15 protein-coding genes and 1 pseudogene are annotated in these 11,249 nt (G+C 51.1%); 7 read left to right on the top strand and 9 right to left on the bottom strand.

The window, feature by feature from the left end; translation table 11 throughout:
- The 6 genes from Q0231_RS03045 to Q0231_RS03070 form a co-directional block, all read right to left on the bottom strand.
- Positions 1-844 (bottom strand): sensor domain-containing diguanylate cyclase (locus tag Q0231_RS03045; protein WP_299344919.1); only part of this gene is annotated, 844 nt, incomplete at its 3' end.
- A gap of 124 nt (positions 845-968) precedes the next feature.
- Positions 969-1,622 carry a 5-formyltetrahydrofolate cyclo-ligase gene (locus Q0231_RS03050; RefSeq protein WP_299344922.1) on the bottom strand — a complete coding sequence of 218 codons (654 nt, stop codon included), beginning with the start codon at positions 1,620-1,622 and terminating at the stop codon, positions 969-971.
- Between the two features lie 5 nt (positions 1,623-1,627).
- Positions 1,628-2,089, bottom strand: coding sequence for a hypothetical protein (locus Q0231_RS03055; protein ID WP_299344925.1), 462 nt, complete (start codon positions 2,087-2,089; stop codon positions 1,628-1,630).
- On the bottom strand, positions 2,090-2,485 hold the full coding sequence (locus tag Q0231_RS03060) for a Fur family transcriptional regulator (protein WP_299344928.1): 396 nt from the start codon (positions 2,483-2,485) through the stop codon (positions 2,090-2,092). It abuts the gene before it with no gap.
- Positions 2,486-3,298 carry a metal ABC transporter permease gene (locus tag Q0231_RS03065; RefSeq protein WP_299344931.1) on the bottom strand — a complete coding sequence of 271 codons (813 nt, stop codon included), beginning with the start codon at positions 3,296-3,298 and terminating at the stop codon, positions 2,486-2,488.
- A complete protein-coding gene (locus Q0231_RS03070; RefSeq protein WP_299344934.1) occupies positions 3,291-4,112 on the bottom strand; it encodes a metal ABC transporter ATP-binding protein in 822 nt (273 codons plus the stop codon). The genes Q0231_RS03065 and Q0231_RS03070 overlap by 8 nt, the downstream gene beginning before the upstream one ends.
- 156 nt (positions 4,113-4,268) lie before the next feature.
- Here Q0231_RS03070 and Q0231_RS03075 point away from each other — a divergent pair, with 156 nt between their 5' ends.
- Positions 4,269-5,225 (top strand): zinc ABC transporter substrate-binding protein, encoded by a 957-nt coding sequence (locus Q0231_RS03075; protein WP_269395100.1) that lies wholly within the window; start codon positions 4,269-4,271, stop codon positions 5,223-5,225.
- Here the strand turns inward: Q0231_RS03075 and Q0231_RS03080 are convergent.
- Positions 5,208-6,554 carry a homoserine dehydrogenase gene (locus tag Q0231_RS03080; protein ID WP_299344938.1) on the bottom strand — a complete coding sequence of 449 codons (1,347 nt, stop codon included), beginning with the start codon at positions 6,552-6,554 and terminating at the stop codon, positions 5,208-5,210. The genes Q0231_RS03075 and Q0231_RS03080 overlap by 18 nt on opposite strands.
- 150 nt (positions 6,555-6,704) lie before the next feature.
- Between Q0231_RS03080 and Q0231_RS03085 the strand changes: the two genes are divergently transcribed.
- The 5 genes from Q0231_RS03085 to Q0231_RS03105 all read left to right on the top strand — a co-directional run bounded on the left by Q0231_RS03085 (position 6,705) and on the right by Q0231_RS03105 (position 9,727).
- The gene (locus Q0231_RS03085; protein ID WP_269395102.1) at positions 6,705-7,256 is read left to right on the top strand and encodes a DUF924 family protein; all 552 of its coding nucleotides are present in this window, start codon (positions 6,705-6,707) and stop codon (positions 7,254-7,256) included.
- Positions 7,257-7,332: 76 nt separating this feature from the next.
- Positions 7,333-7,809 (top strand): DUF1203 domain-containing protein, encoded by a 477-nt coding sequence (locus Q0231_RS03090; protein ID WP_299344942.1) that lies wholly within the window; start codon positions 7,333-7,335, stop codon positions 7,807-7,809.
- 113 nt (positions 7,810-7,922) lie between these two features.
- Positions 7,923-8,387 carry a CAP domain-containing protein gene (locus tag Q0231_RS03095; protein WP_299344945.1) on the top strand — a complete coding sequence of 155 codons (465 nt, stop codon included), beginning with the start codon at positions 7,923-7,925 and terminating at the stop codon, positions 8,385-8,387.
- Positions 8,388-8,392: 5 nt separating this feature from the next.
- The gene (locus tag Q0231_RS03100) at positions 8,393-8,608 is read left to right on the top strand and encodes a sulfurtransferase TusA family protein (RefSeq protein ID WP_269395105.1); all 216 of its coding nucleotides are present in this window, start codon (positions 8,393-8,395) and stop codon (positions 8,606-8,608) included.
- A gap of 63 nt (positions 8,609-8,671) precedes the next feature.
- A complete protein-coding gene (locus tag Q0231_RS03105) occupies positions 8,672-9,727 on the top strand; it encodes a bifunctional transcriptional activator/DNA repair enzyme AdaA (protein ID WP_269395106.1) in 1,056 nt (351 codons plus the stop codon).
- Here Q0231_RS03105 and Q0231_RS03110 read toward each other — a convergent pair.
- Entirely contained in the window at positions 9,724-10,407 is a 684-nt protein-coding gene (locus Q0231_RS03110) for a helix-turn-helix domain-containing protein (protein WP_269395107.1), read from the bottom strand. The two genes, Q0231_RS03105 and Q0231_RS03110, sit on opposite strands and share 4 nt — an antisense overlap.
- A gap of 145 nt (positions 10,408-10,552) precedes the next feature.
- On the opposite strand from Q0231_RS03110, the gene Q0231_RS03115 reads away from it, so the two are divergent.
- Positions 10,553-10,774, top strand: coding sequence for a 4-oxalocrotonate tautomerase family protein (locus Q0231_RS03115; RefSeq protein ID WP_269395108.1), 222 nt, complete (start codon positions 10,553-10,555; stop codon positions 10,772-10,774).
- A 15-nt stretch (positions 10,775-10,789) separates the two neighbouring features.
- On the opposite strand, the pseudogene Q0231_RS03120 reads toward Q0231_RS03115, so the two are convergent.
- Positions 10,790-11,249: pseudogene (locus Q0231_RS03120) on the bottom strand (hypothetical protein); the annotation flags it as partial.

Below are 11,249 nucleotides of genomic sequence, written 5' to 3' on the forward strand. Positions count from 1 at the left end.
CACCAAAGCTTGCGGTAATGCTAACCAATCGACCATCATCACTTGGAATACGCAGCCGCATCATGGACCGCCTAAACTCATCAACAATGGCGAAGCCATTTTCTTTGGTAACGCCAGGCAATAAAAACAAAAACTCTTCCCCACCAATGCGGGCAAACATTGCCGATTTGCAATTGCTGATGGTGGGCACAAAATCATGCGCCAAGCGGGTTATTTCTTTAAGCACCGTATCGCCCAACGCGTGGCCATAGGTGTCATTTACCGATTTGAAATGGTCCACATCAAGCATGGCAATCGTTACGGGGGGGCGTTTTTCCTGCTGCAAATAGCTTTCAGCTTCATAAAACACATGGCGCCGATTAAATGCACCCGTTAGCTCGTCCGTAATTGAGAGTTTGCGCAACGACTGTTCGGCTCGTTTTTGTGCGGTAATATCCTGAAACAGCACTTGGATAACCGGGGTACCTTCCCACGGTAAGCGGCTGGCGGTGATTTTGATCAATTTGTCTGGGCCACTGCCACACGCAATAACGCTTTCAGTTTCCACCGCTTTCTGCCCCGCTTCAAAAGCAGATTGGAGCAACGAATTGGCTTCCAAAAACTCTGCTTCGCGGATGTAATCGAGAAAATGGCGACCAACCAACTCAGATTTTTGCGCCCGCAGCAACTGACAAGCCTGATCATTGGCGTAAAGAATGCCCTGCTGGGTGTGAAACAATAGTCCAATTGGCATGGCGTCAAGCATCGCACCCAACCGCTGTTCGGTATCGAACAGCGATTCTTGCGTTTTAACGATGGTATTGACGTCGTCAATATCATCCGCAAAAAGGTCGAACTCTTCCATATTGTCTCACATACTCGAACACTTAAGTGGTTTTAAGCCTATTGGATCGAAGTTAAGAAACTCCAATCATTTTGTTTAAGTGTTAACCGACACGTTCTATATGGACAAAATCATAGCCCCAAAACTATTTATTGAGGTTTAACAAATCACTAGAATGCAAAATGGCGTCCATGGGCACGTCATGGGGCTGTGGATAAATAGTTTCTAGCCGCTGTTCCTTAAACCCAACGCCAATTTTGAACGGCTGAACGTCAAATGTCGCTAGGGTGCGGTCATAATATCCACCCCCATGCCCCAAACGATACCCCTGCTCGTCAAACCCAACCAACGGCGCAATCACCACATTGGGGTGAAAAACCTTTGGGTTAGTGGGCTGCAAGATATTCCATATCCCGCGCCCCATCTTTGCTTCAGGTGTCCAACGCCGAAAGGCAAGCGGCGCGGCCCGTGTTTCCACCACGGGCAAAACAATGGTTGCACCCGCCCCGATCGCTTCTTCCATGAAGGGCCGCAAATCCAACTCACCCTTAAACGGCCAGTAGGCAGAAATCACATGTTCGGCATTTGGTTTGATCAAATCAAACAATCTCGCGCAAACTATTGCCCCATGTTCTTGGCGCTCATCATTGCTCATCGCTTGGCGAAACTCAATCAGCCGCTGCCGCTCCGCCTTACGCCAAACCGCAACATCCTTCGCCGCCCCAGCATCATATTCAACCAGCTCACCGCACCAGTTTTCTTTAAAACCTTCGAGTAGGCATGTGGGGGATGAGGTCATTTCACTTATACCGGATAGTCTCTAAACTGGCTCAGCTTACTTTGCTCGTGAACCACCCCATTGAGTTTCATTAGCTTTGCGACACTAATTGCGCGTTGGCCATTTGAACCCTGTCGACCACAATTCTCCCATACCAAGTCACCTGGACCGTTATATAGCGTCTGGGTTGTCTCATTGGCGCGACGCAAGAGCACAATCGCGTGTTCAGGCTGATGACGGAAAGCCACACTTTTTGCTTGGGTCATCTTTATTTCCACTTTCCGACCATCAGTCGCAATCGCGTCAAACCCCTTGGTTGATGCCGGTTCCAGAACAAGATCAAATGCGTATGCCGCCAAAACTTCCCCAATGCTTCCAACCAAGTGGCCGTCTGGCGTGAACTTCCTGCCTTCAAATTGCTCTTCCAACGTCTGAACCGCAAGATAAATCATCTCAAGCGAATTGCTGACTTTGTCCCAATCGAGCATTCACTCACACCCCTGACATAGCCCTCTAATTTCAAGGCTTGTTTTGGTCGGGGTGAAGCTGCGCTCATCAGCCCAAGCCGCTAAGCGAGTTTGCACCACCTCGTCGGAAAACTCGGAAACCACGCCGCACTTTTCGCAAATGGCGAAGGCGACGAGGCCAGTTTTGGCGTGGCAATTGGGTTGGGCGCAGGCGACAAAGGAATTCATGCTTTCGAGCCGGTGCACAAGATCAATTTCTTGCAGTTTTTCAAGCGCGCGATAGATTTGCAGCGGGGCTTTGAGGCCCTGATCGCGCAATTGGTCGAGCAAATCATAGGCGCTTAACGGGCCCGGTGCAGCGCTCAATTTATCAAACACTAGACTTTGATTTTTCGTGAGTTTTAGATCTTGTGCCATTTAACTCGCCTTTCGTTTTTTGCGCCAAATGAGGGCGATGGGGCTAAGGCTAATCAAGAACACAATCAATGCGGCCACCACAATGGAGGGGCCAGACGGTGTGTCGTAGGCAAGGCTAAGGTTTAGCCCGCCAATAACCGATATCACCCCAATGAGTGAGGCGATCACCACCATCTGTTCTGGACTTGCAGACAAACGCCGTGCGGCGGCGGCTGGGATGATCAAAAGGGCGGTAATCAGCAAAATGCCAACGATTTTCATCGCCACTGCAATCAACACCGCCAAAAATACCATCAACAATATCCGCGCCCGTTGCGGGTGCATGCCCTCAGCTTGCGCCAGTTCCACGTTGACCGTGGCCGCTATCAGGGGTCGCCATGCCCATGCAATGCCCACCAAGATTAGTGCGCCAAATCCGTAAATCAGGGCAATATCGCCTTTTGACACGGCCAAAATGTCGCCGAACAAAAGCGCCATCAAATCAATCCGAACCCAACTCATGAACCCAACCAGCACCAACCCCAGAGCAAGTGTTGAGTGAGAAAGGATACCCAAGAGCGCATCAGATGAAAATACCCCGCGTTTTTCCAAAACCAACAACGCGCCGCTTACCAACAAAGCGGCAGCCACCACCCCGACCATCATATTGATGTTGAGCAACAAGCTGATCGCCACGCCCAACAAGGCGGAATGCGCCATTGTATCGCCGAAATAGGCCATGCGCCGCCACACAACAAACGCCCCAAGCGGTCCGGTCACCAGCGCAAAACCAATACCGGCCACCATCGCCCGCACAAAAAAATCATCAAGCATGATCGTGTTCCTTGTGGCTGTGGGCATGGTCACCTTCGCTATGCTCACAATCATCGCAAATGGTGCCATCCGCATGTTGCACGCGCCCATCGGGCAAATGCGTGTGGTCATGTTTATGGTCGTAAATCGCCAATGCGTCCGATGCGCGCGCACCAAACAAACGTTTGTACTCGTCGCTTGCCGCAACGGATTGCGGCGCACCACGACAACACACATGTCCGTTTAAACAGATCACCGTGTCCGTTGCCGCCATCACCACATGCAAATCGTGGGAGATCAGCAAAACGCCGCATCCATGATGGTCACGCATATGTTGGATCAACTCGTAAAGCGCCACTTCGCCTTGAAAATCGACCCCTTGCACGGGCTCATCCAACACCAAAAGATCAGGTTTGCGCAACATGGCACGCGCCAATTGCGCCCGCTGCAACTCACCACCCGATAGTTGGCCAACCTCTGCATCGGCCAAATGCGCAATACCCACTTGGCTTAGGGCCACTTCAATATCTGCGTGAGCGTGCTTGGCGGTTAAATTCATCAAGCGCTTGACGCTTAGGGGCAACGTCCAATCCAAATTGAACTTTTGCGGCACATAGCTCACCACCAAATGGTCTGCCCGCTTCACGGTGCCTTCGGTTGGGTCCAACACCCCCAGCGCACATTTAACGCTGGTAGATTTGCCGGATCCATTTGGCCCAATCAAAGTCACAATTTCGCCGCGTCGTACATCAAAATCTACGCCACGCACCAGCCACTTACCGTCGCGTTCCACACCGACATTTTTTAGCGAAACCAGCAAATCTTTAGTGGCCACCCGCAAGGCACCTCTTCATATGGCGCTCAAAATCTTTTCCAATGAGAAAAGACAATTAACGCAATTTTCCCTGTTGTCACTCTCTATGCCATACGTTATATCATAACACAATCCATGTAATAATATAACATATCAACAACCACATTAGAGACAAATATGCGCTTTTTGCCCGCCATAGCCTGTGCCAACATTCTAGCCCTATCCGCCACCTCCGCTTTTGCGGACAAATTACAAGTGGTCACCTCCATCCGCCCAATTGAATCGCTGGTGCACTATATCAGCGGCGATAAAGCTGAAGTGACAAACTTGGTGCCCGCCAATGCTTCCCCGCACAATTATGCCCTCAAACCGTCCGATGCCCGGCATTTGCAAAACGCTGACGTCATCTTTTGGATCGACGAGCATTTTGAAACATTCTTGGAAAAAGCCATTTCCACCCTGCCCCAAGCCGCTACCGCCATCACCTTGGCTGAACAAGACGGCATAAGAATACTCGACAGCCGCGATTTGGACCTAAAGGGCGAGCATCACGAAGATGAACATGGCCATGAAGAAGAAGGGCATGACCAGCACGAAGGTCACGATCATGGCGAACATGATTTGCACATTTGGCTCGACCCCGAAAACGCCAAAACAATCACCAATATCATCGCAAAAACACTAAGTGAAAAAGACCCCAAACACGAAACCCTCTATCGCGCCAATGCAGAAAACCTCATTAAAGAGCTCGATGCCCTCATCAGCACCACAAATGAAAAACTAACGAACGTTAGATCGCACCGCTTTGTGACCTTCCACGATGCCTATCAATATTATGAGAACCGCTTTGACCTACAAAACGCTGGCGTGGTTACCCTTGCCCCAGAGATCAAACCAGGCGCGAAACGTTTAAAGGAACTGCAAAGCGCATTGGCGAGCAACCAAATTTCTTGCATTTTCTCCGAACCACAGTTCGACGCAAAGCTGGTGGATCTTGCGATCCAAGGCACCAATGTCAAGGCGGCGGAACTGGACCCGCTCGGCGCAAATCTTAAAAGCGGCACAACCCTTTATGTTGATCTGATCAATCAGCTGACCACAAATATGGTGGGCTGCTTAGACCAAGCCCAATAGCGCATCTTGTTTGGCACGAAGGCTAACAATCGCCTGTGTCGCATCCGGCAAGCAATTGGCATAGGTGATCATATCACCCTTTTTGATCGGGGCGGTGGCAACACCGCCCTCAATCAACCCGCACGGCACCGCTTTTTCTGCACGTGCGTCAGATGCGGTCATGGTCCAAGAACGGTAGCAATATTGCCCAATCGCATCAAATTGCTCACCCGCTGCCATATCCTTTTTCGCCAAGGCGCAAACCTCAGCCACAGGCACATCAAGCGGCTGCATATCCACTTGCCCATAAAGCGCGACCCGCGCGCAAGACAATGGCACCTCAAGACTGGTCAAATGGAACGGACGATAAAGCGTAAAATACGGCCCGCGGCCCACTTTTAGGTCAGCCATACGCTCATGAATGCGTTCGTGCGGGGCTTTTACAATCACAAACACCCCCGGCGCGACGCCTTGGCCAATGGTATAATCCACGCGCCCCACACCCGATAGAATGCCGCCATCCCACTCAGGGATCAAAATATCTTCAAGCGTATCAAGCGTCGCTTGCGGACCATGCATACCCGGTTTATCCGGCACCATGCCCGTCGCATTGGCCAGCGCTGCCATTTCAACCATGGTTTTTGAGCCATCAACGAACTCCACCAACATGCGCGGGTTCATATTGCGCGCCTTGGCTTCAGCTTCATAATCATCGGGAACAGCGTCCACATTCAACGGATTGTTTTTGCCTTTTCCAGCCGAAACAATGGGAAAGCCTAAAGCATTTGCAAAATCGATGAGCTCCATGATGGAGGACGGCTCATCCCCTGCGCCAACCGTATAGATAAGACCAAGCTCTAGCGCCCGCCGCTTCAAATAAGCACCAACGGTCACATCTGCTTCAACATTCATCATGATGAGGTGTTTGCCCGCTTCAAGCGCTTGCAAACCAATATCGGCCCCAACGCTTGGCTTGCCTGTGGCTTCCACCACTTGTTGGATCAACTCATTGTTTGCCACCAGCGCCGCATCGCAACAAATGGCGATTTTGTCCATTTCAATGGCTTTGCTGATCGCCCCGTTGCTTTCACAAACGACAGCGTTGCTGCGGTCACCATAGGCAATCTCAACGGCCTTGAGCGCATTTTCTGGATTGCGCACAGCTACCGCCCCAATCCGCAAACCACGCATCCGCGCCACTTGCATAATCAAATCAGTGCCCATCTCTCCCGCGCCAATCAGCCCAATCACCACTTCCTTGCCCGCCTCTTCAAGCCGCAACAAATCTCGGCTTAGCCCAGTAAGGCTTGAAGGGGGCATAGCAAAAATGGACGAAGCTGATTTTAACATGGATGGACCTTAAACAGACTATTTGCCGCTTTTTACCCGAGCATAGACCGATTGGCGATAGGCCACATCAACAAATTGTAATGAGCAATCGCTTGATCTTTGCATCAAGCCTCTTCACCTTGGTGAAATCAAAATAACCTGAGGACCATTATGATTGCACAGCCAGAAGACGTCATCCAGTTTTGGTTCAAAGACCACGGCCCCAAAGACTGGTTCACAGGCGGCGAAGATTTCGACAAAGCAATTGTTGAAAAATTCTCAAAAACACATGCCGCCGCCCACAAAGGCGAACTATTCTGGTGGCGCACATCGCCTGAAAATCGATTAGCCGAAATCATCGTGCTGGATCAATTCACCCGCCAAATATATCGCAAAGACCCACGCGCCTTTGCGTGCGACCCCATCGCTTTAACCTTGGCCCAAGAAATGGTGATCCGGGGCGACGATATGAAATTGCCAGATGATTGGCGCTCTTTTGCCTATATGCCCTATATGCATAGCGAAAGCTTGAGTGTGCATGATGAAGCCATGAAACTGTTCGGCGCGCTGCCGGGCGAAAACAGCCTAGAATATGAGATTAAACACCGCGACATGATCGAAAAATTTGGCCGCTATCCTTACCGAAATGAGGTTTTGGGCCGCAAAAACACGACTGAAGAAGATGCATTTTTGTCTGGAGATCACGATAGTTTTGGCCAATAAGACGAGGCAACGGTCAAAACCGGGTCGATATTGCTAGCTTGATGATGTTGGGTCTTCCTCAAAAAAGGAGACCCGCATGACTGAAATTACATTCACGCCCATTCCCACCGCTGACGCTCAAAGCTGGTGGGATGGGGGTACTGATGCTTACAACCAACCGCTCGAGCAGCGTCAGTCTGACGGCACAGCACCTTGCCGACATTGCCTTAAAAATATTGAAAAAGGAAAGCCTGTTTTGCTGGGCGCCTACAAACCCTTCGCCTCCACTGGCCATTTCACGGAAACGGGGCCAATTTTTATATGCGGCGAACCCTGCGCGCGCTTTGTTGGTGACAACAACCAATTACCGCCAGTAGTGGCAGAACGCGATCAATTCATAATCCGGGGCTATTCTGCAAACGAAAAGATTGATTACCGCACCGGGCAAATCGTTCAGGTGCAAGACCTCACAAATGTCGCAGCAAAGATCTTCGCCCATTCAGACGTCAAATTCATCCATTTGCGGTCAGCGGGCTATACATGTTTCACCACGCGCATCGACCGAGCCGGCTGACCGCAATTTCGCCCTGATTATTTGATTGGATCACGCAACAGTCAGAGGCATAGCTCTGGCTGTTTTTTTACGCCTCTGCTATTAGGTTTAAACGATAAGACATTGGGGACAAAATGCATAAGATTCTAGCCATAGTTGCTTTACTCTTGCCGCTCGCTGGCTGTGTCAGTGCCACGACACCACTACCTGCGGGCCTAACCGCTTCAATGGCGCACCCGGGCGCGCAGCTAGACCAGCAAGAAGCCATTGGCCTGATCAATCAATATCGGGTGGCCAATCGTTTAGGCCCCCTTACCTTGACCCCAGAACTAAACGGCGTCGCCACACAGGCCGCTGCCCGCTTTGCAAAAGATGGCAACAATAATGGCGCAGCCGCATTGATTGCAGAACGCACCAATGGCGCCACCCTATTTAGTGCTGGCTACACCAATTTTGCTGAAACATTTTCTGGTTGGCGCAACTCGAGCCGCGACGCCAAAACCCTGCTACGCGCGGACGCCAATAACGCTGGGCTTGCCGTCAATTATAACGCCAATTCAAGCTATGGTGCCCATTGGGTGCTGATCGTTACCGAGTAATTGTCATGCAGATCGATACCATTGGCCTGAATTGCCCTTTGCCCGTCATTAAGGCGGAAAAAGCACTGAGCAGCCTGTCGTCAGGAGACCTATTGGTGCTCTTGGCCAGCGACCCCCTCGCCGCCATCGATATCCCCAACATGTGCAATAAAGCCGGACACAAGCTTCTCGCAAAGAGCCAAACCGGAGATGTGTTGCGCTTTGAGATCGAAAAAGCTTAGCTCAAACAAATAGACGCCCGAAATCGAGCGGACAGCGCTCACAAACTGGGCTAGTTTATGTGCATGCTTTTTCAAACACCAAATGACGACACACTCTACCAAGCCCTTCTAGATCGCGATCCATCGTTTGATGGGCGCGTTTACGTGGGGGTGTCATCAACGGGCATTTTTTGTCGGCTGACTTGTCCCGCAAGAAAACCAAAGCGGCAGAATTGCAGCTTCTACCCTGAAGTTGCGAGCGCCATTGCAGCGGGTTTTCGTCCCTGCAAACGGTGTAAGCCCTTGGCGCCCGAAGCCAACGGCGACATTACCATTCAAACACTCACCAAGGCATTAGAAGAAAACCCCGCACATCGCTGGAGCGAAGGTGACGTTGCGCGCATGGGGTTTGACCCATCCACTGTGCGCCGCGCGTTCAAACGCCAATTTGGCATCACCTTTTTAGAAATGGCCCGCCTAAGTCGCCTACGCGATGGCTTCACGACCCTGTCGGGAGGCGGCAAAGTTATCGAGGCACAGCTTGATGCAGGCTACTCATCACCCAGTGCCTTTCGAACAGCTTTTGCAAAACTATTGGGGCTCGCGCCAGGCAAACTCGCCAAAGATCCGATGTTAAAAGCAGATTGGATTGATACGCCATTGGGCGCGATGATCGCAGTGAGCGATAATACCGCCCTGCACTTGCTCGAGTTCGCCGATCGCAAAGCCTTGCCCGCTGAACTCAAAAAGCTAACAAAAGCCGTCAAAGGCAATATTGGCATTGGCCGCTCTGCCCCAACAAAGCAGGTGGAAGAAGAACTCAAACGCTTTTTTGCCGGCACATCAGATCAGTTCAACACCCCCCTTGTTTTGCACGGTTCAGACTTTACCAAAAACGTTTGGGACGCCTTGCGCACCATTCCTGCCGGGCACACAAAAAGTTATTCTGATTTAGCAAAGGAAATCGGCAGACCCACAGCCACCCGCGCCGTTGCGCGCGCAAATGGGGCCAACCAAATCGCCATTTTGATCCCTTGCCATAGGGTTATTGGAGCTGACGGATCACTAACTGGATATGGAGGTGGCTTATGGCGCAAGCAAAAGCTAATCGAACTGGAACAACAATATCTAGCCCGTTAACACGAAGCCAATGAACTGCGCACAAGCCAATTGCCAATGGTACTTGCGAGATGTTCATCACCGATGAGGTCGATTTTTTGATCATCAATCTCTTTTTCCAAGCGCGAAAGCCCTAGCCACGCAGAAGTCATGGCTTTCAGTTCCGCGCTGACAAAAAGGTCAACATTAAACCCCGGATCATTCCAGCAAATATCAACATCGCACCCTGGTTTGGCGATCAACCAATAGTTTGTTTGTTCATTTTCCAATTCTGGGAACATGAATTGTATGGTTGTCTTTTGGTGCATCGGCAGCGCGTGACGATCCACCTTGCGTCGAATATTCCACATCAAAAGCCGGGCATCTAAGTGCTCTAATGTCACCTCTGTATCAACATTTCGATGCGCCCATTGCCCAAGCGCATGCACAATTGGCCCCAACTCGTTGCCAACAGGAGTGATTTTGTAGGTTATGCCCCCTGTAACCCCATCCTCGCGCCGAGAGATCAGCCCATGCACCTCCATTTCCTTGAGACGCTTGGACAATAGGGTTGGTGACATCCGGGGCACACCGCGCCGAATTTCATTAAAACGCATCGACCCAGACCACATCTCGCACATGATCAACAAGGTCCATCGTGGCTCCAATATTTCACACGCCATAGCGATAGGACAAAATTGATTGTAGCTATTTTGGGACATTACGCCCTCCTCACTTTCATGAGTATGCGCACCGATAGCCTATACCGTCTAGTACAGACTAAGTACCAGATCTGCTCTAGTTTCTACACTGGTTAGCATCCTGTCCAATGGCCTAGCTTTCCCCATCAACTAAAAGGAGGCAACCATGCCATTAATCGACATCAATGTTATTGAAGGGGTTTTCACCCCTAAACAGAAACAAGAACTCATCACCAACGTCACTGACGCTGTGGTGGCTATCGAAGGGGAGAACCTGCGATCGGTCACTTGGGTTCGGATTTTGGAGGTCAAAAGTGGCGACTGGGCGATTGGCGGTCAAATGCTACAATCAGGCGATGTGCAAGACATGGCCCGCGGCACGGGTTGAACCACAATAGGGCACCTAGGGCCGCAAAAACAGCGGTCTTGGGCGCGGCAGCTCAACAGTGGCCACCTTGGGCACATAGTTGTAGGCCGGACGCGGCCTTGGCAAATCCACGTCCACAAGTTTACCCAGCGTATGCACCCTCACCCTTTTTGGCACAACGTCATCGCCCAAATAGGTCGGTTGTCCCTCAAGTCCAAACGGGAACGCCGCTTTGCGTCCATCCACATAGGCTTTGGCCTGTTTGCCGCAAATCTTTTCGCGCATATCAATCGGCGCCGATGCCAAATTTGCAACGCGCGTGACAGATTTTCCAGTGCCCTTATAGCGATTGTCAAATCCACGCTCGAGCAGCAAAGCGGTCAACTCCCCACGCTCTCGGGCCGAGGATGCGCCCAACACTATTGCCATCAATTTGCGCCCTTGGCGTTCGGCAGTGGCCACAATATTTAGACCTGAGGCACAAACATAGCCGGTT

Source organism: uncultured Maritalea sp., assembly GCF_937139385.1.
Classification (GTDB): Bacteria; Pseudomonadota; Alphaproteobacteria; order Rhizobiales; family Devosiaceae; genus Maritalea; species Maritalea porphyrae_A.

Bases quoted from the DNA above. Each gene is read 5' to 3' on its own strand.
- Q0231_RS03050 (WP_299344922.1), bottom strand. From the start codon at position 1,622: ATGACCTCATCCCCCACATGCCTACTCGAAGGTTTTAAAGAAAACTGG.
- Q0231_RS03055 (WP_299344925.1), bottom strand. From the start codon at position 2,089: ATGCTCGATTGGGACAAAGTCAGCAATTCGCTTGAGATGATTTATCTT.
- Q0231_RS03060 (WP_299344928.1), bottom strand. From the start codon at position 2,485: ATGGCACAAGATCTAAAACTCACGAAAAATCAAAGTCTAGTGTTTGAT.
- Q0231_RS03065 (WP_299344931.1), bottom strand. From the start codon at position 3,298: ATGCTTGATGATTTTTTTGTGCGGGCGATGGTGGCCGGTATTGGTTTT.
- Q0231_RS03075 (WP_269395100.1), top strand. From the start codon at position 4,269: ATGCGCTTTTTGCCCGCCATAGCCTGTGCCAACATTCTAGCCCTATCC.
- Q0231_RS03080 (WP_299344938.1), bottom strand. From the start codon at position 6,554: ATGTTAAAATCAGCTTCGTCCATTTTTGCTATGCCCCCTTCAAGCCTT.
- Q0231_RS03085 (WP_269395102.1), top strand. From the start codon at position 6,705: ATGATTGCACAGCCAGAAGACGTCATCCAGTTTTGGTTCAAAGACCAC.
- Q0231_RS03090 (WP_299344942.1), top strand. From the start codon at position 7,333: ATGACTGAAATTACATTCACGCCCATTCCCACCGCTGACGCTCAAAGC.
- Q0231_RS03095 (WP_299344945.1), top strand. From the start codon at position 7,923: ATGCATAAGATTCTAGCCATAGTTGCTTTACTCTTGCCGCTCGCTGGC.
- Q0231_RS03100 (WP_269395105.1), top strand. From the start codon at position 8,393: ATGCAGATCGATACCATTGGCCTGAATTGCCCTTTGCCCGTCATTAAG.
- Q0231_RS03105 (WP_269395106.1), top strand. From the start codon at position 8,672: ATGCTTTTTCAAACACCAAATGACGACACACTCTACCAAGCCCTTCTA.
- Q0231_RS03110 (WP_269395107.1), bottom strand. From the start codon at position 10,407: ATGTCCCAAAATAGCTACAATCAATTTTGTCCTATCGCTATGGCGTGT.
- Q0231_RS03115 (WP_269395108.1), top strand. From the start codon at position 10,553: ATGCCATTAATCGACATCAATGTTATTGAAGGGGTTTTCACCCCTAAA.